We start from the raw sequence: 23,789 nt of genomic DNA, 5'->3' as shown, positions 1-23,789 counted from the left end.
TTAATTCAAAATTGGTTTCATTTTTTATAAATAAAATCATGAATGGTTTCCTGCTAATAAGTTATCATGAATAATGGTGTGGTAAAATAAGGATGATGAAAATAAAAGGAAATATCCTATGAAGGTCTATATATTTTTCAAAATCATCAAATATAAATAATCGTACTATCGCCCATTAAACGAATGAAAGTAACGATGGGCGGCGACCATTTCGATTCTTATAGGTATTACATCATCTAATTTACAGGAGAAATGAGGAACCTACCGTGCTGAAAAAAGTTAGGATTACGAGTGCTGTTATTGTCATGACACTATCACTCTATGGGTTAATTTCAAATAATAATAGTATCATTCCTTTTACGATGGCAGGTTTTGCAATCATGATGATCGTGATGGGAGCGGAAGAACGACAGAAGAACCGGAAATCGTATCGAAGCTATCTGTTTTTTGCTGTGTCTCTTTTATTGATCGTGGTGTCCATTGAAGGTTTTATCTACTAATTTCAAATTCTTGAAAAGGAGAATGCCCCCTGTTTGTGGAATTGATTCTAGTGAAATGTAGGAGGGGGAAGTGAAAGTGGAGTACCAATTGGAACAAGTAAATAATCAAATATATGTGCTGGCGATATGGGATGCTGAGTGGAATACCTATACGAATGCGTACTTGGTCGAGGAAGAAGCTGGAATGACTATGGTCGATTCGTGTAAAGAAGGTCACTTGGTATTCCTGCAGCACGCTTTAAACAAAATCGGGAAAACGGCAGACGATGTAAAGCTCATGCTCGTCACCCATGGTCATGAGGACCATGTGGGAGGGGCGGCATTATTTACGAAGGCAAGGAAGGTCATTCATGCCGATGAAACGTTGCCGGCTGAGTATTCCATCAGGGGAGAGCTCCTTGACAGGGGGACGATTGGGGAGTACGACTACAGAAGGGTCGGGTATCATTCCCCGGGTTCTGTCATTTTCTTTCATCGCCCGACCAGAACACTGTTCACAGGGGATTTTCTTTGTTTTTTTGGCGATCCTTTGTCAGATGGAGGGCTTGTTTCAAAAGGGGATGACCTGAGACAAGCCTGGTTCGAGTATCTTGAGGGTGGCGGAGTTGCAGATCTGCCTGAATTCCTGATCGGCCTGAAGATCATGAAGGAATATGATGTGGATGTACTGTGTACAGGACATGGAGGTGTGCTGGTGGGGGAAATTGATGTGTTCCTCCAGGAGTTAATCGCCATTGGGGAAAAGAGTCGATAGGATACGAAGGGATAGGCTGGAGTATTCAAGCCTATCCTTTCTTTATTTCAACAAGCTATCTTTTTCTGGTCATGACCTCTATGAAATCGTTCACGAACATTTGGTAATCGATCTCCAGATAGATGTTGATATTCTTTTCAGCCGGTTTCGAGCTCACCCTGAAATCGGCGATAGAGGTGCCTTGCCCGTAGCCTGTTGTCAGTACCTCGACGTCCCTTCTGATCGTTTTTCCCATCTCCGGATTCACCATCAGGGAGAGGGTGACGACATCGTGGAGGGGGGCGCCGTTTATGCCGGGGATGAGTTTTTTATAGGCATCAATATAGTAGGACATAACGTCATCCAAGATATGAACGAGGGGATTACCGTTCATCTCTTGAATGGTTTTGATGTGTTCGAGGGTGACGATTGCCTTGTTTGTGACATTTAACGGAGCGATATAAAGATTGTTGAGATTCTTGACTACGAGTTCTGATGCAATCGGATCTCCGTAGAAGTTTGCTTCCGCTGACGGGGTGACGTTCCCCGGAACGAAAAAGGCACCTCCCATGATATAAAATTCTTTTACGTTCTTGGCAATATCTTCTCCCAGGATGTAAAGGGAGGCGAGTGATGTGTTCCTTCCGACATCGACGATTGTGACGTCTTCATTTTCTTTTAAGATAGTGTAGAGTTTGGAAAAGTTGGTGAGTTCACCAGAGAAGTTCTCTGGAGGACGAATCGGTCCCAACCCTTCCTTTCCGTGGATCTCGGGATAATATGTGGGGATTTTCCCCGAAGATGGACTGTTGGAACCGCCGATGATTGGAATATCCGTCCTCCCCGCGAGTTTCAGAAGGTAGGCGATATTATCGGTGGCCTGTTTCTTTTCGACATTACCGTAACTGGATACGATTCCGAGTACGTGAATGTCCGGATTCAAGAGGGCATACATGATGGCCACAGAATCATCTATACCCGGATCGGCAAATAAAAGAATATTTTTCATGGGAATTCTCCTCGACAACTGTTTTGTTAAAACATATCGGAGAAAAGGAAGAATTATTCCATTCGTTGATAAAATGAAACCGTAGCCTCTGCCATTTCCAGGACTTTCTGCTTGAGATCAACCGGTTCAATGATGTTGACTTGATCGGCGAACCCTATTAGATAGCCTTTCGCTTCTTCTTCCGTATCGAAAGATAGCGTCACAGGGATCCAATTCGCACCTTTTCGTTCCCCAACTTCAAGGACCCGGGCAAACCGTCCCGTGAAGGTGAGCCTGGATAAGGTCTGTGGCGATACCTCGACTTTCACTTCAAAAGAGGGAAGAGTCTTGATAAAGGATGTTGTGGAGGATGACCAGTACTGTGCCAGGTCAAAGTCATCGGGTCTTTGGAACGACTCGTCCAATTTTTCGGTATGATGAATACGGGAAACCCTGTAGTTACGAATATCCCCGTTTTCCTTGGCTGCGACGAGGTACCAGAGATCCCCTTTCGCCACGAGCCCCAGCGGTTCCACCACCCGGTCATCGGTTTCTCCGTCTGCGCGTTCGTAGGTGATGACTAGTTTGATTTCCTGAAAGATCGCCTCTTTGATGATTTCAAGGGAGACAGTCTTGTCTGTCTGCTTTCGCCAGGAGCTCGTGTCGATGTGGATCCGGTTCCATACGTCCTTCGCATTTTCCCGATACGTGGACGGGAGGGAGGCGATGAGCTTATTCCGTGCTTCCTCCGTCGTACGGGTCAGTCCGAGATCTTCCAGGAGATGATCAGAAGGAGACACGAATAGTGCCCGGATTTCCGATTCCTTCAATCCGGTCAAATCCGTCCGGTAATCCTCCAAGAGCGACCAGCCTCCGTTTTGGCCCCGTTCCGCCACGACGGGAATCCCAGTGCCGCTCAGGGCATCCATGTCCCGGTGGATGGTCCGTTCAGACACCTCCAATTTTTCAGCCAATGCTTTCGCGGTCATTCGGCCGTGTGTTTGCAGTAGTAACAGAATGGATACTAATCGGTCGCCTCTCATATCGATCACCTTTTTCTTGGATTTTCTTTTATTTAATGAAATATGACAATAGATGTCAAGAATGGGATCGTATAATGGGGTTATCTTACATGATGAAAGGAATGGTTGGATGAAGTCACTGAGAGGAAAAGTAGCACTTGTCACAGGAGCGAGCCGGGGAGCGGGACGTGCCATCGCCATTGAACTTGGAAAAGCAGGAGCAACGGTTTATGTCACCGGACGCAGTACAAAAGGAAACTCTACTCAAAACTTTCCAGGGACAATCGATGATACCGCAGCTCAAATTCAAGAGGCAGGTGGAACAGGAATTGCAGTACGATGTGATCATACGATTGATGCTGAAACAAAAGCAGTCATTGAGCAAATTCGGGAGGAACAAGGCAAGCTCGATATTCTCATCAATAATGTATGGGGCGCCCATGATATCGGTGTGAATCCTGGATCATTCTGGGAACAGTCTCTTGAAAATTGGGATACAATGTTCACGGCAGGCGTAAGAGCCCAGCTTGCGACCAATCATTTTGCCATACCTCTGCTGCGGGAAAATAAAGATGCGATCATCATTCATACAACGTTCTATGATAAAGGCAAGTACACCGGACAATTCTATTATGATTTGGCAAAGAATGCACTCGTCCGGATGGCTTACGGTCTGTCGGAAGAATTAAAGGAAGGGGGTATCGCCGTCATGGCTGTATCTCCAGGATTCATGAGGACAGAGTTGGTGCTTGAACATATGGGTGTGGATGAGGAAAACTGGCAGGAATCAGAAGACTTAAAGCCATCTGAAACGCCTTATTATGTGGGACGTGCCATCACGGCGCTTGCCATGGATCCATGTGTGATGGAGAAGACGGGTCAGGCATTGAAAGTAGGAGATCTAGCAAAAGAATATGGATTTACGGATGTGGATGGGCGGTATATTCCACCATTTACGTTGTAAGATGATGTCCCCTTTATTAGGGGGCTTTTTCTATTTCTGCAAGCCGTTCTTAGTCAACCCCTATGCCGAATAAACTATCCCTGATAACCACTTTTCAAAAGGAATAGGGGTGGCATGATGTTTTCCGTAACAGAGATGCAGACGTTCGAATTGTTTTCTGTTCCCCATATCTCGGTGCTTTTGATGTTTGTGGTGATATCATTCTGGCTTGTGTACTTCAGGCATTTCCTGAAGAGATATCAGCCCGTGTTGAAATGGACGCTTTTTTGGATGTTGGTGCTGAGTGAATTGTCTTGGCATACCTGGCTCGTGGCCACCGGTACGTGGGAGGTGGGAGATCTGCCCCTCCAGCTTTGTTCTCTCAGTACGTTCATCGCCATTTATGTATTCCTCAAACCGAATCGTAAAGCTTTTTACTTGCTCTTCTTTATTGGATTTCTCCCTCCGATTCTGAGTATGGTGACACCTGAAATAGCCTACCAATTTCCTCATTTCCGCTTTCTTAAATATTTCCTTCATCATGCAGCCATTGCGTGGTCCGTCCTTTATTTCATCGTATATGAGGGATATCGTGTGCCGAAAAGAGCTGTATGGACCGGCTTTCTCATGGTCAATATTCTCGCCCTGCCGATCTTTTTCCTGAATATCCTTCTCGATACGAATTTCTTCTATCTGGCAAATCCCACTGAATCTAAAACAATCTTGTCCTTTTTCGGAGAGGGAGTCATATATTATATTAATCTGGAAATTGCGGCACTTGTCGTGTTTTTCCTAACGTATCTTCCTATGGGTGAGCTTGTGAAGAGGGAGAGGGTCAAGGGATAACCCTTTTCTTATGGGATACGTCTAAAGTTGGAAAGGGGTGATGGCCATGAGAAAGATATTGGCAATGGCTAATATCATTGCAGTGATCGCAATAATTGTGTTTATGATCAAACCATTTCAAACATCGCCACCGACAGCAATCGTCACAGCAGGAGAAGTCGCCATTCCGACGACACAAGGCTCCTATTGTTGGGACGGACTCTTTTCAGGGCATTGTGTAGATAAGGCATATGGCAGTATTGTGGCCATGGGAGAGGAATATAAACCAACGGCCGTTTCTCCCGGGGAGAAGATCAAGGTAACGTTCAATAAGAAACCAAAGAAGGTGGAAGCTGAGCAATGGATTGGGGAGGAACAGGTAAAGAGGGTAGAACTGAAGAATCATACGATCATGGTCCCTGACCGGAAAGGGATCTATATGTATCATCTGGTGGCCCACTGGAAGCAGGGGGACGGCAGTTATGCATTTTCAGTGGAAGTGAGGTAAACCACAAAACGCTTGGATCTCCAAGCGTTTTGTCATGTCTCACAGCTTAAGCTTCAGCCCTTCATGGGTGGCGTTAAAGCCCAATCTCTCATAAAATCTCAATGCATCCGGCCTTTGCTTATCCGTCGTCAATTGAATGAGGTGACATCCCCGTTCCTCTGCACGAGCTATGGCCCACTGAATCAGTTTCGTACCCACGCCTTCCCCTCTTACAGAAGCAGAGGTCCTGACACCTTCAATCGTCGCTCTCCATCCGCCTTGATGAGTGAGGTATGGAGTGAACGTGATTTGCTGCACACCGACTACTTTTTCTCCATCACAAGCGACCACTAATTCGTTATTCGGATCAGAATCAATGGCTTTAAATGCTTGTATATAGCTTTCGGGAAGGGGATGTTCGTAACGTTCACGTATACTGCCAAGCACATCATCAGCGAGCATTTCGACGATCCGATCCACGTCTCTTTCAACAGCTTCTCTAAAGTGCAATTCTCTCTCCAAGTGAATCCTCCTCATAAAGAAAACGTTATGGATAGCTTCTATGCTAACGGAATTAATCTAATAAGTGAATAATATTTATTTTATGAAAAGTTATAAGATTATCTTATGTCAAAGTAAAGAAGCTCTCACTCCAAAATGGTATGAGAGCCTTCTCGATTTACACGTGAACCTCAAACTGTTTTGAATACAGTCTGGAATAAGGACCATCTAGCTTTAGCAGTGATTCATGTGTCCCTTCCTCAACAATCTTTCCATCTGACAACACTACTATTCTTCCGGCGTTCCTGATCGTCGATAAGCGATGGGCGATTACAAGCGTGGTCCGACCTTGTGCCAGCAACTCCAGGGATTCCTTGACGATGCTTTCGCTTTCATTATCCAGGGCACTCGTCGCTTCGTCGAGAATGAGGATCGGCGGGTTCTTCAAGAAGACACGGGCGATACTGAGCCGCTGTTTCTGCCCGCCGGATAACCTGACTCCGCGCTGCCCGATTTCGGAATGATAACCTTGTGGCAAACAGGTAATGAATTCATCGGCGTTCGCTTTCTGAGCAGCCGTCATCACCTCTTCGTCTGTCGCTTCGGGACGACCATAGCGGATATTCTCCATGACAGTGCCGGAAAAAAGGTACACATCCTGCTGCACGATTCCGATGTTGCTTCTGAGAGAATGCAAATCCAGGTCTTTCACATTTTCACCATCGACATAAATCCCGCCAGCCGTGACATCATAAAAACGGGGAATCAAAGAGCTAAGGGTCGTTTTTCCCGCTCCAGATGGTCCAACCATCGCTACGTATTCACCTGGAAGAATCTCCAGGGAAAGATCTTTGAATACCGCTTCCAAGGACGAATCGTAATGAAATGAAATGTTTTTCAATAAGATGTGTCCCTTCACGTTTGCCAGGGACTTTGCTTCATGTTCATTCTCGATCACCGGTTGGGTATTCATGATTTCCATGAATCGCTGAAATCCTGTAACCCCCTCCTGGAATTGCGTACTCATATGAGTGAGCCTCTGGATCGGTTCGATCATAAAGCCTATATACAGCAGAAAGGTAATCAAATCAGCCAGGTCAAGGGTCGCATTTACAATCTGAATGGATCCGAAGATGACGATGGTGATCGTAATCAGCTGAATGAACGCTTCCGTCCCGTTATAGAAGTAAGCCTCTGCCCGGTAGGTTCCCTTGCGGCTCTCGAGAAACCGTTGATTCTCCACATTGAATTTCCTGATTTCAAGAGATTCATTGGCAAACGACTGAACAACGCGGATCCCGGATAAGGAATCCTCCACCTGGGCATTGATGTCGCCGATCCGCTCTTTGTTATCCGTCAGCGCCCGGTTCAGCCTCTTATTGAAATAAAGTGAAAAGAACCCAAGGACCGGAAAGAAGCAAAAGACGGTAAGGGTAAGAGGCGCATTGATCCAGAACAGAATCACAAACGCTCCAAGAAACCGAACGAGATATTTCACATAATCTTCAGGACCGTGATGGTAAAGCTCCGATACCATTAAGAGATCATTTGTCACACGGCTCATCAGCCGGCCGGTGTTCTCTCTATCATAAAAACTGAAAGAAAGCTTCTGCAGATGAGCGAATAATTCATCCCTCATATCGGTCTCCATTCGTGCACCGATCTCATGCCCCTTGTAATCCACAATATAATTCCCGACATTTTGGACGCAGACAAGAATCACCATCACTCCGCCGACCCAAAGGACATCGGCAAAAGCCGTGGAAAGACTTCCTGAGAGAACATCCTTCGTCACATAACGAACAAGCAACGGAAAAACGAGAGTCAGGGAAGACGTGATCAAAGCACAGAACAATACACTAAGAAAAATCGAACGATACGGTTTGTAATACGAAAGAAATTTTTTCACTGGAAATGACATAACATACCCCTTTATGTGTTAGTTCACAAAACACATATAAGGGGGAAGACCGTCAACGTTAAAAAGGTGTTCCACCCTTATATATTCGAACGGTTACCATAGCAATGTTTCTCATGAAAACAGCCTCCTTTAATTTCGATATATTCATTGTATGATGGGGATGAGGAAAAATAAAGTTAATTTTCTGATAATTAATCAGATCGGAAAAATTGTATCACAAGGTATCCAGTTTTGATTCAAGTCAATATATAAAGATTGAGGGTGAGGGGGGCAATACATATGAGAGGCACGTGGTTGTAAGGTAGAACAATAATATAATTCAAGGGTCTTCACGTAACATGGTGACCCCCTATTTCCCATGCCCAAAACAATGTGAATCACCCATGGAACCGAAGCGAAAACAGACAGTAGATCTATAGAGAAAGAAGAGATAGTAAAGAACAACTCGTCTGTAGTTGGCGCACGTGAAGCTCCCTGCGTCCTAAAATGGCCTGCACCCACACCCCATCAAAAACATAAACCGTCTTTCCCATGTGCAACCTAATGCAAATGGGCTATATTCAGCCACTGCTTGCGACTTCCGGATCATTGACGGTCTTCCGGCACTATTATAGTGTTTTTGTCAGAAAGAAAGGGGGCGGTGCCGATGCGAAGTGTCCGCAGCAGGCTGTTAGGGATGCTGATTCTGTTCATCATCCTGCCGTATTTTCTGTCGGTGTTCATCATTTACAGCAACACGAAGACGAGTGTCGAGGAACATGAGGTTGAGACGAGCCGGGAAGAATTGAAGGAAAGCGGATCCGTGCTGGAACGGTATTTCGGGGAAATCATTTCACTGCCTTACGCCCTTTACAACGATCCCGACGTGTTACAGGTGTTCGAACAGGGACTGGAAGGTGATCGAGAGGATTCCTTCGAGAGAAGCATGAAGATTTTTTCTGTTTCCCGACCTGATATCCGACAGCTGGGCTTTTATTTCAAACGGGATGAAGAGGCGTTGACAGTGTATCGTTCGAAGTTCAGTGCGCCGAAGATACAGAAGGATTTTCTCGATACCCCCATATTTAAAGAGCTTTACAAGTCAGATGGGAATTATCTGATTGAGGCACCGCATGTGATTGAGAATGCCACCAATGCGGCCATTATTCCAGAATCGGATAAAACGAAGGTCATCACCATTCATCACAAAGTGAAGAATATCCTTACGGGAGAATTCCTGGGCTTTTTGTCGATGGACCTGGAGGTGAATTCGTACGGATCAATCATCAGGCATTTATCCGATACGGGGGACGCGCGGGTGGCCCTCCTCGACGAAAAGGGGACCACTATTTACTCCAGTGGGAAAGGGAAGACCTTCAAAGGAGAAGCGTCTCCCGATGAGCTCGTTCTGAAAGTTAACCTTGGAGGAGAGTTGGAAGACTGGAAGCTCGTGAAAATCATTCCGAAAGATGCTCTGTTCAAGGACGTAAATGAGACGGCGTACTCGAATATTCTATTAGGTGTCGGTGTAGTGATTCTTGGAGTCATCATGGTGATGGTGATTTCCCATATCATCACGAAGCCCATCGTCCACTTAAGTGAAAAGGTAAGGAGCATTGAAGGCGGCAATCTGGACATCGACTTCTCCACTTCCCGGAAGGATGAACTCGGGCACCTGGAGGAACATATGGACGAAATGATGAATCGGATTAATCAGCATATCGATCGGGAATATAGGCTGGAAATCGAAAGCCGTACCAATCAGTTTCGTGCCCTTAAGTCACAAGTGAATCCACATTTTCTTTTCAATGTCCTTCAGACGATCGGCGCTGTCTCCCTTAGGTCCAATGCGAAGGATGTTTACAAGCTCATCACCTCCCTGTCGAAGATGATGAGGTATTCCCTCCATGCGGATCAATGGGTCACGGTCAAAGATGAGCTCGCCTATATCGAAGCGTACCTTTCCCTGCAGAAGGAACGCTTCGGGGAGTGTGTCCAGGCTGAAATAAGTGTCGAAGAAGAGGTCCTTTCCGCATCAATTCCGAGCATGATTCTCCAGCCCCTTGTGGAGAATTATGTCAAGCATAGCTATGAAGAAGGATATGAGCACTCTTCTTTGATCATACGAGGAAAAAAAGAAGGGGACCTGATGACATTCATCGTTCAAAATACAGGGAGCTCCATGACAGTTGAAGAACTGGAGCGGCTCCAAGCTTCATTGCACAAGAAAGGTTCTGTGACATCAGGTATCGGGCTGAAGAACATTTATGAACGCCTGCAGTTGAATTTCAATGAAGAAGCATCGTTTAAGATAGATCGGATGGAAGGGAATGGATTCAGGGTCATCATGACGCTTCCATTCCGTGAAGACCGTTAGGGAGGGGAAACCAAATGAAAGCATTGATCGTGGATGATGAACGGAATGTCAGAAACGTCCTCCGTCAGCTTGGGGAATGGGACAGACTTGGCATCACGGAGATCCTGGAGGCGGCAAATGGAGTCGAGGCACTTGGGATCATCCAACATGAGAAACCGGATATCGTTTTGACAGATATTAAAATGCCGAAGATGTCGGGGATGGAACTCATAGAAGAAATCAATCAGCTTCCCTTCAAGGGTAAGATCATCCTGATCACAGGATATGACGACTATACCTACATGAGGAAGGCTATCCAGCTGAACAGCTTCGATTATTTACTTAAGCCCATAGAGGAAGAAGCGTTTCAGGAAGTGCTTGAAAAAGTAGTCGAGGCAGTAAAAGTGGAAGCGTCAGAGGGAATCGAGCAGGGAGAAATCCTGGAAGAGGCATTGAAACTGAGGAGTAATCAGATCATCACCACCATCTGTTCAGGTGAGAGCGTAGAGGAAGATGCCGCTGCCAGCCTTCTTCCTGATGAAGAGAAAATGGACATGACGCTTCTCTTTTTCTATGGGAAGAATCGTCCCAAAATACATATCGACGCCCTGGATGAGGAACTCAGATCCAGGAGAATCGGTAGGGCATTCACCTATCTTGAAGTGGAGAACCTGTGCATCGTGTTCACTATGGAGAATCAGTGGCTTTATGCAGAAGAGTGGTTGAGTGAGAACATGACCGTTCCCGTCCGCCTCGTCCAGGACAAACTTGATTCCCAGAGATCCACCCCGGAAGTGTTCAAAAGACTATCCCGGCAACTCGAACAGAATCAGTACCGGACGATCCGCCGCCCGGATGAAATGGAGGCGGCGAGGAGGATAAAGGAGATTGTCTCTTATGTTGAGACCTACTATATGGAAGATATTTCTCTAGAAAAGCTGTCGAAAATGTTTTTCCTCACCCGTGAGCATATTTCAAGGACGTTCAAGAAAGAAACGGGTATGAATCTGTCGAAGTTCGTGACAATTCTCCGGGTAGGGCAGGCGAAGACGTGGCTTGCCGGGACAGAAGATTCGATTTACTCCATTGCCACGATGCTCGGCTATCAAGATGAGAAATACTTTTCCAAACTATTCAAAAAAGTGACCGGAAAGACGCCGTTTGAGTACCGATCCAGCGGGGAATCAGAATGAAACCAACACTGCTTAAAGTTTTCATCATCGGCTTTCTTTCTGTCACGCTAACAGCCTGCGGCGGGGAGCAAGAACAGAAGAAAGAATCACAACCTGAGGAAGATAAGGTCACTCTTACAATCCGAAATCCCAAGGTGGAAATCGCCAGTGAGTTCGAACAGATGGTTTCCGCATATGAGGATGAGCACCCAGGAGTTGCCATCAAAGTGGAAACGGTAGGAGGAGCGGCGGATGATTACTCCGATATCACGGCGAAGCTTGCAGCAGGAAAAGGACCGGATATCTTCACCAACCTCGGACGGGAAGCGGCGAAAGAATGGAGCAGGTTCTTAGAGGATTTGTCAGAAGAACCATGGGTCGACAGGGCGTCAGAAAATGTATTGTCGGGTATCACCCTTAATAATAAGGTATATGGAATGCCGATGAATATTGAAGGGTTCGGAATCGTCTACAACCGGGAACTCTTTGCCAGTGCCGGCATCACCTCACCACCATCCACATACCCGGATCTGAAGGAAGCGGCAGCCAAGCTGGAAGGCAAGGGGATCATGCCTTTCGCCAACGGTTATTATGAGGATTGGAAGCTCGGGCATCATATGGTGAGTGTTGCCTTTGCCCAGTCTGAGAGAGGATTCACTCAAGGACTGGAAGATGGTTCAGCAAGTTTCAATGAAGACGCTGCTTTCCAGGATCTATTCACCCTCATCGATCTGACAGTCCGTTACGGAAATAAGCGCCCGACAAGTACGGATTATTATACAGAACTCGAACAGTTTACAGAAGGAAAGGCCGCCATGATTCTGCAGGGAAACTGGATCCAGCCGCTATTGGAAGGAAAAACAATATCCGCCGGCATGTTCCCCGTGCCTCTTGGTGATCGTGAAGAGAGCAGGATATTGGCAGGCGTCCCCGGGTTCTGGGTCATCAACTCCCAATCCTCCCTAGAGGAAAAACGGGAAGCGAAAAAATTCTTGAACTGGATGGTGTCATCCGAAAAAGGCAAGGCATACTTGACGGAAGAATTCCACTTTATCCCGGCTTTCAAGGACATCCCTGTTAAGGATATCGGTCCACTTGGTAAGGAAACCCTGAAGCTCATCAATGAGACGGACACCTTCAACTGGTCCTCCTTTTCCCCTTGCAGCAAGCGGGAGATGGGTGAAATCATGCAGGATTACATCGATAAAGAAAGCTCAAGGCAAGAAGCATTAGAAGAGTTTGACATGGCCTGGAAGGAAGGCGCGTGTCTTTCATCCTCCTCTTAGGCCAGGCAGTTAAACGACTCGTCCAGATGGGCGGTCGTTTTTCACATGACTTCTATCCCCCATATGAGCCCATCTTCCCCTTTATCAATTTAAGACGAAAATGACATCAAACCATGCCATATCCAGTTCTGGTCCCACCTCTTATACTGATAAATGTAAGGCGAACTTGAATCGCCATACGGAATACGATCTTATAGGAGGAATACATAATGAACTATCATCAATTTGTCACTAAAGCAACCGTTGTTTCGTTAAGTGCATCCATTCTGTTCGGAGGCATCATCACATCGGCATCTGCCAACGAAGCTCCGGAAAAAGGATACAAAGAAACGTACGGAACGTCACAGATCACCCGCCAGGACATGAAAAACATGGTCGGACAGCAGCAAGACGCCCAATTCAAGGTCCCTTCCTTTGACGCATCATCCATCAAAAATGTAGAATCAGCAACCAAGATTGATGAAAACGGAAATGAAATCAAAATGGATGTATGGGATACATGGCCGCTTCAAAACGCAGACGGCACAGTCGCTGAGTACAACGGCTACCACATCGTCTTCGGACTCGCCGGTGATCCGGAAAATGCCAACGACACCTTTATCTACATGTTCTATAAAAAAGTCGGCGACGATTCCATCGATGCCTGGAAAAACGCTGGCCGTGTCTTCGACGATGAAGACAAATACAAAGCGAACGACGAAACGTTAAAAGGTCAGGTAGAGGAATGGTCTGGATCCGCCCTCTATACAGAAGACGGTGACATCCGTTTATTCTACACGAACCGTGGAGATTTCAATGAAAGCAAGGGCCTGTTTGGACGTCAATCATTGACGACGGCTCAAGTGAATATCTCTGAACAAACGTCAAACAAATTGAATATCGACGGAGTTAAGGATCACAAATCCATCTACAGCGGTGGCGACGGAGATACGTATGAAACTGTCGGGAAAGCATTTGAAGACCGAAACTTCATGAACAACCATACGCTCCGTGACCCGCACTACATCGAAGACGGCGGTAAAAAATACTTGGTATTCGAAGCAAACACTGGAACAGAGTATGGCTATTCCGGGGAAGATTCTCTTTATAACCGCGCATACTACGGAAACGGAATGAACTTTTTCAAGAAGGAATTCCAAGCCCTTCAGGAAAGCCCTAAGAAAGACCTGGCAGAGCTTGCCAACGGCGCCATGGGAATCATCGAAATCAACGATGACTATACCATCAAGAAAGAAATGAAGCCGCTGCTGGTTTCCAACACGGTAACAGACGAAATTGAACGCCCGAACATCTTCAAAAAAGACGGCAAGTTCTACCTGTTCACAAGCACACGGGGATCAAAAATGACCATCGAAGGAACTGACGATGAAGACATCTACATGCTCGGATATGTAGCCGACTCACTAACAGGACCATTTAAACCAATGAACAAAACGGGAATTGTCCTTCATCAGGACCTTGATCCAAACGACGTCACTTGGACGTATGCACACTATGTCATCCCTCAAAAAGAATCGGACAAATTCGTCGTAACCAGCTACATGACCAACCGTGGATACTTCCAAGACCACAAATCAACATTCGCTCCATCATTCCTGCTTGATATCAACAACAAGAAATCTTCTGTTGTAGAAAACGGCATCCTGGAGCAAGGTCAAATCACGTACGACGGGCAATAATAGCAAACTTCAAAAAAGGAAATGTCAGAGATGGCATTTTCTTTTTTTAGTAGGTGGTGGAAAAATGGAACTAGAAAAGAGGAAGAAGGGAATCGTCATGTTGATTGTTCTGATCGTCCTAATGGCTGGAGCGGCTGCATGGTGGACAAAGGCACGCGAAAAAGACAAAGAGCAGCTTGTAGATGAGGATGGTTCCTACCGCTCCTCCTATCACTTCACGACCCCGGACAAATGGAAAAATGACCCGCAAAAGCCGGTCTACTATAAAGGGAAATACCATTACTATTATCTCTATAACAAAGACTACCCCGAAGGCAATGGAACCGAATGGCGCCACGCCGTATCCGAAGACCTGCTTCACTGGGAAGACCAGGGAGTGTCGATACCGAAATACACCAACAAAAACGGTGACCCCTGGTCCGGCTCCGTCGTCATTGACCGGGAGAACACCGCAGGTTTCGGAAAAGATGCCTTCATTGCGATCGTGACCCAGCCAACCGGTGAAACCGGCGAGCAGGAGCAATACATGTGGGTGAGTACCGACGAAGGTAAAACTTTCAAGAATTACAGTGAAGATCCTGTCCTGAATAACCCGGGAGTAGAGGATTTCCGTGATCCGAAGGTCGTCAGGGATGACGAACGTGACAAGTGGGTCATGCTCATGGCAGAAGGATCCAAGATAGGATTCTATGAATCTGAGAATCTGAAGGACTGGACATTTACTGGGGATTTTCAGACATCAGACTTAGGGGTGTTGGAATGCCCGGATCTATTTAAAATAAGGGCCACCGATGGCACGATGAAGTGGGTGCTTGGAGTGAGCGCTAATGGAGAAGCAATCGGGGAACCTAATACGTATGCTTATTGGACAGGGGAGTTCAATGGCATGGGGTTTGAAGCCAATCAGTCCGATCCACAGTGGTTGGACTATGGATTTGACTGGTACGGTGGAGTTACGTTTGAAGACGGTAAAGCTGAGGATAAAGAAGAGAAGCGTTATGCGTTTGCCTGGATGAATAAGTGGTTTTATGCGGATAACACTCCGACGATGGAGCATGATGGGTTTAATGGCACGGATTCGATTGTGAGGGAGATTAGGTTGGATGGTGATTCTGAGAGTGGGTACTATCTTGCTTCCGTGCCTATTGAAGCGCTTGATGGGTTGGTGGAATCTACGGAGATGTTTGAGGATGTTACTGTGGAAAATGAAACAAAGAAGCTGGATTTTGAAGGGGAAACTTATCGAATTGAGGCGGATATTTCGTGGGAGGATGCTGATCAAGTCGGTTTCAGATTACGAGAGTCCGAAGACCAATCCCGACATATCGATGTGGGAATCTCACTTGAAGGCGACTACTCTTACTTGAACAGAAGCTTTACTGATCAACCCGATAGAAAAGGGACATTTGTGGAAAGCAAGGCACCATTCTATTCCGCTGATAAACAGCTTCATGTCACCATTTTAGTGGATAAGACGAGTGTCGAGGTGTTTATGGAAGGTGGTCGGATTGTCCAATCAAATTTGGTCTTTCCGCGAACTCACGATAGGGGGATTTCTTTGTTTTCAGAAGGGGGAAAAGTGACGTTTAAGAAGCTAATGGTGGAGAAGCTAAAATCCAGTTGAGCTTGGTGGTTCCCATTCTTACACGGACTTGCCTGTGGATTCGTTATTGGTCTTTCTCTTTCATACGATTTTGGGTAGTGAACCGATTTGGTGAATTGACTGACGGAAGATCAGACATTGAAAGCGAGAACACTTGGCGGTTTCATAGCCGGGTTGACAGCGATTAGTAAGATTTTGATTTTGAGTTTGTTCTCGGGGATTTACAGAGGTTGCAGGAAATGTTGAAGGTCCGTCCCTCAATATGGAGGACGGACCTTCTCTCATATAGATATCAATCTATTGCCCCCAGGTCTTTTTTTCTGACAACCCCAATATCCTTATACTGTAGGGTTATCCACACCACAAACCTATAAGAACGAGCTACAGGGGGTTTAGAGATGGGCAAAAGGAAGTCGTTCCGTTGGGTTGTCATTGCTTTGGTCTTGTGTTTAATCAGTGCGATAGGTGCCTGGTTTGTACAAACGTCAGGTGGGAAGGTGACTGTGAAGGATCTTCGCTGGGAAACGGCTTCGGGCCACATGATGAGTGCTTTGCTATATGTTCCAGATGATGTGTCAAAAGACAATCCGTTACCGGGAATTGTGACAAGTCACGGCTGGTATAATACGCGGGAGATGCAGGATCTGAATTATGTGGAGCTTGCAAGACGCGGGTACGTCGTCATTTCGATTGATATGTACGGACACGGAAATTCCGATGCTGTGAAACCGGAAGAATGGATGAACCGGGGGACGGGCATGTATGATGCCGTGGAGCTTCTGGCGGATCTTCCTTATGTAGATAAGAGTAAAATCGGTGTGACAGGTCATTCCAATGGGGCACGTGCCGCCAACTGGTCCATCAATGAAGATAATAAGAAGGATGAGCAGTTGATTTCGTCGGTACTGTTAATTGCCAATGATGCTATGTATACCAATGATCCTGCAGAACCACTCTATTGGTCAATGCAGCCGAAGGATAAGGAATATGTAAATGTGTATGGGGCGAGGGATGTCGGGATTGTGGCTGCTCAGTACGACGAATTTTTCTTCAGAAGTTTGAGAGAGGACGGAACTGCCACTGTTCCAAGGGACTTCATTGATACGGAACCTGCCCAATCTTTCCTGAATTTTGGGATTGATCCATCCGGCGGAGAGAAGCGGAAGAGCTACGAGATTTATAAGGAAGACGTAGACGGTGAAGAAGCAGCGAGGGTCATTTATAATCCTGCCCAAATCCATCCGTGGAACCATATTTCCAAGAATGTCGTGACGAGTTCCCTGGAGTTTTTCGAGGATTCTCTTGGAGCGCCTCATCCAATAGCGGCGGACAATCAGATCTGGCAGTACAAAGTGTTCTTTAATGCTTTGGGATTGGTCGGATTTGTGATTTTTATCGTGAGCATCACCAAATGGCTTCTCTTCACTGAAGCATTTGCTTCACTACGAGCTGAAAAGGAAGCAGAGCCAATGACATTCCGTGATGGAGGAGGGAAGCTATGGTTCTGGAGTGGCCTCATTGCGGGTGCATTCGTTTCCTACTTCAGTTACTTGAAGTTATCCACTTGGTCTGTAGAACATATTACACCTTTCTTTCCACAGTTCCCGCCTTTTTATATAGGGATGTGGTGTTTGGTCACTGGTATCTTTACACTGATTGTTGTGGGGGCGTGCTACTTCTTCTATTCCAGGAAGAACGGAATGGACCTAAGGGCGACAGGGGTGGTCATCAGCTTCCGAACACTGGTGAAAACGATCGGGCTTGCCCTTTGTGTCACGGCATTATCCTATAGCATGGTGTTCATAGCGGATTATTTTTTCAAGACGGACTTTCGGTTATGGGTGCTGACCGTGAAAGCATTCACGCCGGATAAGCTGTTGATTGCTTTGAAGTATCTGCCTTTCTTCCTGGTATTCTATGTAGCGAACTCCATTGCCATCAATAGCTTTAACTTTATCAAACTCGGGCAGAAAGAATGGATGAACACGGCAGTATTAACCCTGTTCAATTCACTTGCCATCATCATCCTGGTTGCCATTCAGTACATTTCCTTCTTTGTGACAGGGGAAGTTTATTACAATGATTTATCCCACATCATCGGAATCTGGTTGTTCCCGATCATCGTGATCCTGATGGTGGCAGCCATAGTTTCCCGTAAGATTTACAAAGTGACAGGAAATCCTTATCTAGCAGGATTCATCAATGCGTTTATCATTACGATCATGACGGTGACGAATACGTTGACTCAGCTTTAAGATAAATACCGAAAGCCCACAAATATCCTGAATGGATTGTGGGCTTTTTTTACTGGTTGGGATAAAAAAGAGGGACGGACCATTTCAATTATCCACCACATATTTATTACTACCCGGAAGCTTCTTAATCTCATTCCAGGCGGCAATGGCATCTGCTCTCTTTTTACCCTGATTCTTTGGATCAGCAAAGAAGTCACGTGTGAATTGATTGTATTCGAATTGTGGCGCGATCTCTTTCTTGTATGCCGGCTCTTTCTTACGCTTTTCCTCATGATGCCATTCTTCAACTGCATCACGATAGGTCTTTCCTGCATTCAGTTTGAAATAGTTCTGGATGTAGGTGGAGAAGTGGAATGTGGGAATCACAGATTTAAAGAATGCCCTGACTTCCTGGCTGCAACGATGATGTTCGGTGATAACGGTATCCAGGCTTAAGGTTTCTTGAGGGGCTGCTGACTGTTTTGATTTCCTTACAGGTTTTATGATCTCACCTGTCGAAAGGAAAAAGCTAACTCGTTCTGATATCTCTATCTTGGATCCAGAAGCACTGATTCCATAGTGACGACAGAACGTTTGCAGCTCTTCCTTTAACCAGTAATACTCTTTGAACGTTTCGAACGGGGTGTCCCTGTTTAAGATGGGTCTCAATGTAACCAGCTCCTAAAATTCCATTTACATCCATATTAGAACAAACGTTCTATTTTGTCTACTGCCTGGGTCCAAGCAGCATCACACCAACCCCAACCAGACAAATCCCGGCACCCACCCAGTCATACATATCAGGCGTTTTCTTATCGATTCCCCATCCCCAGAGAACGGACAGAACGATGAACACTCCTCCATAAGCAGCGTAGACACGGCCGAATGAAGGAAAGGACTGAAAGGTGGCAATGACACCATAAAGAGCTAAGGCGATTCCGCCGGCAAGCCCCCAATACGAAGGTCTTCCTTCCCGAAGCCATAACCAGATGAGATAGCCTCCGCCGATTTCGGCAATACCGGCAAAGAGGAATAAGATGATGGCATTTAGCATGTTAACCACTCCCTATATTTGAATTATAACGCAAATCAAGACTTGCAAACATTTGTCTATTTCCCCCAAACCTTCTACAATGAAAGGAACAAGAGATGTTCACTCGTATATTGACGGAGGTGCAATGAAATGGACAACACTGAAAAGCATTATTCAGAGGAAAAGTTCTGGGATAAGTTGAAAAGGTACGGCTTGAAGGCGGGACATTCCGTCGTTTATACGGCGCTGCTCCTTTATTTTGTCCTGCAGAAACCGGATGTTCCAAAAAAGTCGAAGATGATCATCATCGGGGCGCTCGGGTATTTCATCCTTCCGACGGATTTCATACCGGACATGGCAGTGGGGGTGGGGTTTACAGATGACCTTGGCGCACTGGGTCTCGCTTTATTGCAGGTGTCCATGTATATCGATGATGAAGTGAAAGGGAAGGCAAAGGCGAAGTTGAGGGACTGGTTCGGTGAGGATGTGGATACGTCTGAGGTGGATGGGAAGTTGTGATGAATATCGGCTACGATTTTCATGGTGAGCTGAAATATCAAATGTATAGAATAGCTGATTGGTAATCCAAAGGCTTTGAATCTGGAAATGATTCAGAGCCTTTTTTGATTGATAAAAATTTTTCGCACATAATTCCGAGTAATCTTATATAAATAATAAATATTAAATTCATTTTGTAGAGATGAGGGATTGAGATGAGAAAATTATTGATCTTTGCTATAGTCGGTTTTTTCGCACAGTTAGTGGATGGATCACTGGGGATGGCGTTTGGATTGACGTCCTCGTCCTTATTGTTGGCATATGGAGTGGCACCCGCCGTTGCATCTGCTTCTATTCATATGTCAGAGATTGCTACGACTGCGGCTTCGGGTTTCTCCCATTATAAATTTGGAAATGTTAATAAACGAATGGCGATCTTGCTGGCAATTCCAGGGGCCATCAGTGCTTTCTTAGGGGCAGCATTCCTGAGCAATATTCCGGGAGGTTTAATCAAACCTTACATTTCCACGTTCCTGTTGCTGTTGGGAGGGTATATATTTGTCCGATTCCTGCTCACTTCCAGGAGACAGGATGAAGTGACTTCCAGTGGTGACGGTCAACTGTTAAAGAAACGATTTCTTTTCCCGCTTGGAGCGATTGCAGGCTTCTTTGACGCGATTGGTGGAGGAGGTTGGGGACCAATCAACACCCCCATCCTGATGGCAAACAAACATACTTCCCCACGTGAAGTAGTAGGAACGGTTGATACAAGTGAATTCATCGTTACGATCTCAGCGACCGCGGGGTTTGTTCTGTTCCTTGGTTGGGAACAATTCAACTGGTTCTGGGTGTTGGCGTTCGTCATTGGAGGCGTTCTCGCTGCGCCACTTGCTGCATGGCTGGTAAGAATCATGCCTTCTTATCTCCTCGGTGTTCTGGTGGGAGGATTCATTGTCCTTACAAACCTCAATACGTTATTGAAAGCGGGAGGGGTCAGCGGGGATATTTCCACGGGAGCGTATATTCTAGTTACTGTCATTTGGGTTGGTGGAATCATCTATAGTCTGAGGAAGAATAGGAACGGCAAGGGATAAAAGAATAGGTGAAATTAATGTGAAAAAGGAGGAGGGGTGTCTAGGGGGAATAGTCTAGTTAGATCCCCATTCCTCCCTTCATTACATATCTTCTACTTTACCAGCGATAGTTTCATATTTCTTCGTGAAATAAAGTGTAAGAATCATGCCAAGACCAACGATTCCAAGACAAATATAAAGTGGAATGTCCCAGCGGGTGTACAGAGCTATGGATGCTCCGATGATAGTGATCCATTCAAATGCTAAAAAGGATTTAAAGTATTTCATAGTACTCACCTTCTATACCATATATTGTTAAATTTATCTTATCATATTTTAGTTAGGAGTGACGATGATTTCTACTTTTAAGGCTTTAGTCTGCGGCGGATTGGATTCACGGATAATATCAAACCACACGGATATATTCTGTCCTTCCTCAATAGGCTCTAGCATTTTTTTATCAGGTACAGATACATGAATCTTTTCAGAATAACGTTTCTTTGATTCCCCGGTTAGTTCGAGGGTCATTCCCTGATTTCGTTTTTCAAGGACCTTTCCATGTATGATTTTTTTGTCTGAGATGTGGTCATCAATCAATTCTTGCTTTTCACAGCTTAGAAGGAGTAGGGTTACAATTAGGATAAAATAGCCGATCTTTTTCATTGAATTCACCTCGTTGAATATGTCGAGATGGAGAGGAGGGATGTTACACCGAGGCAGAAACTGACAGTGTTCATCCGAACAACCATCATTCCCCCTTGTAGGTATCGTCATATAAATCTTCATCCCCCTGTGGTTCTTTGACTTCATGCTTTTCCTCCAGATAGCGTCCGATGATCGAGTTGTTAATTCCGTCACGCACCGCTCTTTCGATGATCATGTAAAAGAATGATAGACCTAAGACTCCACCCAGGATAATCCATGGTATTTCCATCTCTTCACCCCCGATTTACTGTATAACAATATTTCCAACATACTGTGCACTGCCTCTATCCGTTTGAAGGTCAATCTCCAGTACATAAGACCCTTTTCCTCTAGGAAATGTGAAGGTACGGTCCTCATCCATATCCAGATGCCACTTTTCATTACCCAGCCATAAGAATGCATGTAATTCCTCAACTGCAAAGTCTTCGCTGTCAAAAAGTACGTCTACCTGCTGCCCGGATGGAAAGGTGAGTTCCTCCTGTTCCCGGGCGAAGTCTACTACTTCTTTCGTTTCTTTTTCCCATGGTTTTTCGTTCTCTCCGTGCCAATCGATATTGGTTTCGGTTAATTCAACAGAATTCACACTGTCTGTCTCCATAAGTGTGACGGTCGGTGGTGTGAAATCATAATCTTCCGCGATGCAGCCTGTCAGGGCGAAAGTGATGAGCAAATAGATGAAGCCTTTTACATATCCCATGATGAAAATCCTTTCGTTTATCATGTTTTTAATCTAGTTTATCCACCCATTCAACACCATCCCCATATTCATTACCATATGAAAGGCGATAGAAGGATAGATGCTATCTGTCTTCAAGACTACGATGCTGAAAAATAATCCTCCGAAAGAGAATAAGAGACTGAGCAGAGGCGAGATCCCGATGGAGAGATGCAGGAGTCGGAATCCAATGCTTGTCACCGTGACGGCGTAAATGGCAGAGGTCTTCCGGATCAACGACGACAGCAAGACGCCTCTCCAAATGAGTTCTTCCAGCGTTGCGTTCAGGATGGTGAATCCTATTGCAAATAGGAATAATGACTTCATCTCACTGATTCCCTCCGACCAGATGAGGGGAATGAAGATGGTGCTTGACCCCGCAAGCCCGATCAATAAAAAAAGGGGCAGTGAAATAGTATGTGAAGGCATGGAGATGCGCTTGCCCCAATCCGGAAATCTCATGTAGAATCGGACCTTTTCCTTTGCTATACATTGTGAGACGGCTAAGGCCCCTAGGATGAATATAAGAAAACTTCTGTTTAAAAGGATGTTGGTTTCTTTTGAAATATCCCATCCGTTAATCCAGCCTGTTGTACATTGGAAGGTCACGAACCCGATAAGGAAGAATAGGAATAAGGAAGAGACGGACCGGTTGTTATTAATAGATAAATAGAGGATGAGAAGCCCGAGCATCGGCAGAAGTCCCCATCCGTATGCTCGATACGAAAGAAGGATGATGCCTGTAAAAAATATGGAGGCAGAGCTTATAAGGAAAAAGGTATGCGATGAACGGGTCATATAGTCCTCCTGTGGAAATCGTTGAAAATAGTTTAGCATAATTTTCCTATTTTGTATCTGTTCATTTTTCATTGTGGTACGATGAAAATAGTTTACATAAGAGAGGGGATTGGACATGTACAAACATATCATTTGGGACTTTGACGGCACACTTTTCGATACATACCCTGTCATGGCAGGCAGTTTCAAGGAAACCCTTGAAATAAATGGGATCGATGAACCATTGGAAGATATCATGAAAAAGATGAAGGTATCGGTGACTTACGCACTCAATCACTATGGCGAAAAGTATGGGATTGGTGACGAGTTTATCACAGCCTACAATACCCGCAGAAAAGAAGTCGAGTTCGACTTGTCCAAGCCCTTTGAAGGAATCGCTGAAATCTGTAAGTTCATTCATGAAACCGGAAGAAAGAATTATCTGTACACACACAGAGGCGAATCTGCCATCACAATGTTGGAGAATTATGGGCTTAAGGACTACTTCACTGATTTCATCACTTCCGAGCATGGGTTCGAGCGGAAGCCGAGTCCGAACGCTATTCAGCACCTTATCCGCACTCATAATATCGAACATTCAGAAGCAATCATGATCGGTGACCGCGATTTGGATCTCGAATCAGGAAAAAATGCCGGAATCAGTTCCTGCTACTTTACAGATGAACGGGTTGAGAATCCCCATGCTGATTACGTGGTTACAAGTGCGGAAGAGTTGTACAAGATTATTTAAGGATGGAG

25 protein-coding genes are annotated in these 23,789 nt (G+C 45.5%); 14 read left to right on the top strand and 11 right to left on the bottom strand.

Features of this window, described 5'->3' with window-relative positions:
• The first annotated feature begins 266 nt into the window (after nucleotides 1-266).
• Together NQ095_RS13305 and NQ095_RS13300 are read left to right on the top strand one after the other, a co-directional pair.
• Nucleotides 267-500 carry a hypothetical protein gene (locus tag NQ095_RS13305; RefSeq protein WP_258263954.1) on the top strand — a complete coding sequence of 78 codons (234 nt, stop codon included), beginning with the start codon at nucleotides 267-269 and terminating at the stop codon, nucleotides 498-500.
• 70 nt (nucleotides 501-570) lie between these two features.
• Nucleotides 571-1,254: an MBL fold metallo-hydrolase gene (locus NQ095_RS13300; protein WP_258263953.1), complete on the top strand. Its 684-nt coding sequence runs from the start codon at nucleotides 571-573 to the stop codon at nucleotides 1,252-1,254.
• 55 nt (nucleotides 1,255-1,309) lie between these two features.
• Here the strand turns inward: NQ095_RS13300 and NQ095_RS13295 are convergent, their stop codons facing one another.
• Nucleotides 1,310-2,242, bottom strand: coding sequence for a nucleoside hydrolase (locus NQ095_RS13295; RefSeq protein WP_258263952.1), 933 nt, complete (start codon nucleotides 2,240-2,242; stop codon nucleotides 1,310-1,312).
• 53 nt (nucleotides 2,243-2,295) lie between these two features.
• Nucleotides 2,296-3,264, bottom strand: a complete 969-nt coding sequence (locus tag NQ095_RS13290) for a helix-turn-helix transcriptional regulator (RefSeq protein WP_258264053.1) — start codon at nucleotides 3,262-3,264, stop codon at nucleotides 2,296-2,298.
• A gap of 109 nt (nucleotides 3,265-3,373) precedes the next feature.
• Between NQ095_RS13290 and NQ095_RS13285 the strand changes: the two genes are divergently transcribed.
• The 3 genes from NQ095_RS13285 (at nucleotide 3,374) to NQ095_RS13275 (ending at nucleotide 5,519) form a co-directional block, all read left to right on the top strand.
• The gene (locus tag NQ095_RS13285) at nucleotides 3,374-4,207 is read left to right on the top strand and encodes an SDR family NAD(P)-dependent oxidoreductase (RefSeq protein WP_309137645.1); all 834 of its coding nucleotides are present in this window, start codon (nucleotides 3,374-3,376) and stop codon (nucleotides 4,205-4,207) included.
• Nucleotides 4,208-4,321: 114 nt separating this feature from the next.
• On the top strand, nucleotides 4,322-5,032 hold the full coding sequence (locus tag NQ095_RS13280; protein WP_258263950.1) for a YwaF family protein: 711 nt from the start codon (nucleotides 4,322-4,324) through the stop codon (nucleotides 5,030-5,032).
• Nucleotides 5,033-5,078: 46 nt separating this feature from the next.
• On the top strand, nucleotides 5,079-5,519 hold the full coding sequence (locus tag NQ095_RS13275) for a hypothetical protein (RefSeq protein ID WP_258263949.1): 441 nt from the start codon (nucleotides 5,079-5,081) through the stop codon (nucleotides 5,517-5,519).
• 39 nt (nucleotides 5,520-5,558) lie between these two features.
• Here NQ095_RS13275 and NQ095_RS13270 read toward each other — a convergent pair whose 3' ends face one another.
• On the bottom strand, nucleotides 5,559-6,035 hold the full coding sequence (locus NQ095_RS13270) for a GNAT family N-acetyltransferase (RefSeq protein ID WP_375162839.1): 477 nt from the start codon (nucleotides 6,033-6,035) through the stop codon (nucleotides 5,559-5,561).
• Nucleotides 6,036-6,177: 142 nt separating this feature from the next.
• Entirely contained in the window at nucleotides 6,178-7,920 is a 1,743-nt protein-coding gene (locus NQ095_RS13265; RefSeq protein WP_258263947.1) for an ABC transporter ATP-binding protein, read from the bottom strand.
• Nucleotides 7,921-8,566: 646 nt separating this feature from the next.
• Here NQ095_RS13265 and NQ095_RS13260 point away from each other — a divergent pair.
• From NQ095_RS13260 to NQ095_RS13235, 6 genes are all read left to right on the top strand, one after another.
• Nucleotides 8,567-10,276 carry a cache domain-containing sensor histidine kinase gene (locus tag NQ095_RS13260; RefSeq protein ID WP_258263946.1) on the top strand — a complete coding sequence of 570 codons (1,710 nt, stop codon included), beginning with the start codon at nucleotides 8,567-8,569 and terminating at the stop codon, nucleotides 10,274-10,276.
• Between the two features lie 14 nt (nucleotides 10,277-10,290).
• Nucleotides 10,291-11,448: a response regulator transcription factor gene (locus NQ095_RS13255; protein ID WP_258263945.1), complete on the top strand. Its 1,158-nt coding sequence runs from the start codon at nucleotides 10,291-10,293 to the stop codon at nucleotides 11,446-11,448.
• Nucleotides 11,445-12,713, top strand: coding sequence for an ABC transporter substrate-binding protein (locus tag NQ095_RS13250; protein ID WP_258263944.1), 1,269 nt, complete (start codon nucleotides 11,445-11,447; stop codon nucleotides 12,711-12,713). The genes NQ095_RS13255 and NQ095_RS13250 overlap by 4 nt, the downstream gene beginning before the upstream one ends.
• A 209-nt stretch (nucleotides 12,714-12,922) precedes the next feature.
• The gene (locus NQ095_RS13245; protein WP_258263943.1) at nucleotides 12,923-14,392 is read left to right on the top strand and encodes a glycoside hydrolase family 68 protein; all 1,470 of its coding nucleotides are present in this window, start codon (nucleotides 12,923-12,925) and stop codon (nucleotides 14,390-14,392) included.
• 64 nt (nucleotides 14,393-14,456) lie between these two features.
• The gene (locus NQ095_RS13240) at nucleotides 14,457-16,016 is read left to right on the top strand and encodes a glycoside hydrolase family 32 protein (protein ID WP_258263942.1); all 1,560 of its coding nucleotides are present in this window, start codon (nucleotides 14,457-14,459) and stop codon (nucleotides 16,014-16,016) included.
• A 377-nt stretch (nucleotides 16,017-16,393) separates the two neighbouring features.
• A complete protein-coding gene (locus NQ095_RS13235; RefSeq protein WP_258263941.1) occupies nucleotides 16,394-18,250 on the top strand; it encodes a dienelactone hydrolase family protein in 1,857 nt (618 codons plus the stop codon).
• A gap of 84 nt (nucleotides 18,251-18,334) precedes the next feature.
• On the opposite strand, the gene NQ095_RS13230 is transcribed toward NQ095_RS13235, so the two are convergent.
• Nucleotides 18,335-18,898, bottom strand: a complete 564-nt coding sequence (locus NQ095_RS13230) for an SAP domain-containing protein (RefSeq protein ID WP_258263940.1) — start codon at nucleotides 18,896-18,898, stop codon at nucleotides 18,335-18,337.
• Between the two features lie 58 nt (nucleotides 18,899-18,956).
• On the bottom strand, nucleotides 18,957-19,283 hold the full coding sequence (locus NQ095_RS13225) for a YnfA family protein (protein WP_258263939.1): 327 nt from the start codon (nucleotides 19,281-19,283) through the stop codon (nucleotides 18,957-18,959).
• Between the two features lie 129 nt (nucleotides 19,284-19,412).
• Between NQ095_RS13225 and NQ095_RS13220 the strand changes: the two genes are divergently transcribed.
• Together NQ095_RS13220 and NQ095_RS13215 are read left to right on the top strand one after the other, a co-directional pair.
• A complete protein-coding gene (locus NQ095_RS13220; protein ID WP_258263938.1) occupies nucleotides 19,413-19,781 on the top strand; it encodes a YkvA family protein in 369 nt (122 codons plus the stop codon).
• A gap of 194 nt (nucleotides 19,782-19,975) precedes the next feature.
• The gene (locus NQ095_RS13215; RefSeq protein WP_258263937.1) at nucleotides 19,976-20,854 is read left to right on the top strand and encodes a sulfite exporter TauE/SafE family protein; all 879 of its coding nucleotides are present in this window, start codon (nucleotides 19,976-19,978) and stop codon (nucleotides 20,852-20,854) included.
• Between the two features lie 81 nt (nucleotides 20,855-20,935).
• On the opposite strand, the gene NQ095_RS13210 is transcribed toward NQ095_RS13215, so the two are convergent.
• The 5 genes from NQ095_RS13210 to NQ095_RS13190 all read right to left on the bottom strand — a co-directional run bounded on the left by NQ095_RS13210 (nucleotide 20,936) and on the right by NQ095_RS13190 (nucleotide 23,051).
• A complete protein-coding gene (locus NQ095_RS13210; protein WP_258263936.1) occupies nucleotides 20,936-21,121 on the bottom strand; it encodes a hypothetical protein in 186 nt (61 codons plus the stop codon).
• Nucleotides 21,122-21,169: 48 nt separating this feature from the next.
• Nucleotides 21,170-21,496, bottom strand: a complete 327-nt coding sequence (locus tag NQ095_RS13205) for a YobA family protein (protein WP_258264052.1) — start codon at nucleotides 21,494-21,496, stop codon at nucleotides 21,170-21,172.
• Between the two features lie 85 nt (nucleotides 21,497-21,581).
• Entirely contained in the window at nucleotides 21,582-21,767 is a 186-nt protein-coding gene (locus tag NQ095_RS13200; protein WP_258263935.1) for a hypothetical protein, read from the bottom strand.
• A 15-nt stretch (nucleotides 21,768-21,782) separates the two neighbouring features.
• Entirely contained in the window at nucleotides 21,783-22,235 is a 453-nt protein-coding gene (locus NQ095_RS13195) for a hypothetical protein (RefSeq protein ID WP_258263934.1), read from the bottom strand.
• A gap of 33 nt (nucleotides 22,236-22,268) precedes the next feature.
• Complete coding sequence (locus tag NQ095_RS13190) at nucleotides 22,269-23,051, bottom strand: CPBP family intramembrane glutamic endopeptidase (RefSeq protein ID WP_258263933.1); 783 nt, start codon at nucleotides 23,049-23,051, stop codon at nucleotides 22,269-22,271.
• 115 nt (nucleotides 23,052-23,166) lie between these two features.
• Between NQ095_RS13190 and NQ095_RS13185 the strand changes: the two genes are divergently transcribed.
• Nucleotides 23,167-23,781: an HAD-IA family hydrolase gene (locus NQ095_RS13185; RefSeq protein ID WP_258263932.1), complete on the top strand. Its 615-nt coding sequence runs from the start codon at nucleotides 23,167-23,169 to the stop codon at nucleotides 23,779-23,781.
• The last annotated feature ends 8 nt before the right edge of the window (nucleotides 23,782-23,789 follow it).

Origin of the sequence: Rossellomorea sp. SC111 (assembly GCF_024733565.1) — a bacterium.
Classification (GTDB): domain Bacteria; phylum Bacillota; class Bacilli; order Bacillales; family Bacillaceae_B; genus Rossellomorea.
The sequence above is the reverse complement of the archived record's forward strand: the minus strand, read 5'-3'. Positions and strand labels throughout refer to the sequence as shown.

What these genes read in the sequence shown, in the direction of transcription:
- NQ095_RS13295 (WP_258263952.1), bottom strand. Translation starts at nt 2,242, where the DNA reads ATGAAAAATATTCTTTTATTTGCCGATCCGGGTATAGATGATTCTGTG.
- NQ095_RS13290 (WP_258264053.1), bottom strand. Translation starts at nt 3,264, where the DNA reads ATGAGAGGCGACCGATTAGTATCCATTCTGTTACTACTGCAAACACAC.
- NQ095_RS13285 (WP_309137645.1), top strand. Translation starts at nt 3,374, where the DNA reads ATGAAGTCACTGAGAGGAAAAGTAGCACTTGTCACAGGAGCGAGCCGG.
- NQ095_RS13280 (WP_258263950.1), top strand. Translation starts at nt 4,322, where the DNA reads ATGATGTTTTCCGTAACAGAGATGCAGACGTTCGAATTGTTTTCTGTT.
- NQ095_RS13275 (WP_258263949.1), top strand. Translation starts at nt 5,079, where the DNA reads ATGAGAAAGATATTGGCAATGGCTAATATCATTGCAGTGATCGCAATA.
- NQ095_RS13270 (WP_375162839.1), bottom strand. Translation starts at nt 6,035, where the DNA reads ATGAGGAGGATTCACTTGGAGAGAGAATTGCACTTTAGAGAAGCTGTT.
- NQ095_RS13265 (WP_258263947.1), bottom strand. Translation starts at nt 7,920, where the DNA reads ATGTCATTTCCAGTGAAAAAATTTCTTTCGTATTACAAACCGTATCGT.
- NQ095_RS13260 (WP_258263946.1), top strand. Translation starts at nt 8,567, where the DNA reads ATGCGAAGTGTCCGCAGCAGGCTGTTAGGGATGCTGATTCTGTTCATC.
- NQ095_RS13255 (WP_258263945.1), top strand. Translation starts at nt 10,291, where the DNA reads ATGAAAGCATTGATCGTGGATGATGAACGGAATGTCAGAAACGTCCTC.
- NQ095_RS13250 (WP_258263944.1), top strand. Translation starts at nt 11,445, where the DNA reads ATGAAACCAACACTGCTTAAAGTTTTCATCATCGGCTTTCTTTCTGTC.
- NQ095_RS13245 (WP_258263943.1), top strand. Translation starts at nt 12,923, where the DNA reads ATGAACTATCATCAATTTGTCACTAAAGCAACCGTTGTTTCGTTAAGT.
- NQ095_RS13240 (WP_258263942.1), top strand. Translation starts at nt 14,457, where the DNA reads ATGGAACTAGAAAAGAGGAAGAAGGGAATCGTCATGTTGATTGTTCTG.
- NQ095_RS13235 (WP_258263941.1), top strand. Translation starts at nt 16,394, where the DNA reads ATGGGCAAAAGGAAGTCGTTCCGTTGGGTTGTCATTGCTTTGGTCTTG.
- NQ095_RS13225 (WP_258263939.1), bottom strand. Translation starts at nt 19,283, where the DNA reads ATGCTAAATGCCATCATCTTATTCCTCTTTGCCGGTATTGCCGAAATC.
- NQ095_RS13220 (WP_258263938.1), top strand. Translation starts at nt 19,413, where the DNA reads ATGGACAACACTGAAAAGCATTATTCAGAGGAAAAGTTCTGGGATAAG.
- NQ095_RS13215 (WP_258263937.1), top strand. Translation starts at nt 19,976, where the DNA reads ATGAGAAAATTATTGATCTTTGCTATAGTCGGTTTTTTCGCACAGTTA.
- NQ095_RS13210 (WP_258263936.1), bottom strand. Translation starts at nt 21,121, where the DNA reads ATGAAATACTTTAAATCCTTTTTAGCATTTGAATGGATCACTATCATC.
- NQ095_RS13205 (WP_258264052.1), bottom strand. Translation starts at nt 21,496, where the DNA reads ATGAAAAAGATCGGCTATTTTATCCTAATTGTAACCCTACTCCTTCTA.
- NQ095_RS13200 (WP_258263935.1), bottom strand. Translation starts at nt 21,767, where the DNA reads ATGGAAATACCATGGATTATCCTGGGTGGAGTCTTAGGTCTATCATTC.
- NQ095_RS13195 (WP_258263934.1), bottom strand. Translation starts at nt 22,235, where the DNA reads ATGGGATATGTAAAAGGCTTCATCTATTTGCTCATCACTTTCGCCCTG.
- NQ095_RS13190 (WP_258263933.1), bottom strand. Translation starts at nt 23,051, where the DNA reads ATGACCCGTTCATCGCATACCTTTTTCCTTATAAGCTCTGCCTCCATA.
- NQ095_RS13185 (WP_258263932.1), top strand. Translation starts at nt 23,167, where the DNA reads ATGTACAAACATATCATTTGGGACTTTGACGGCACACTTTTCGATACA.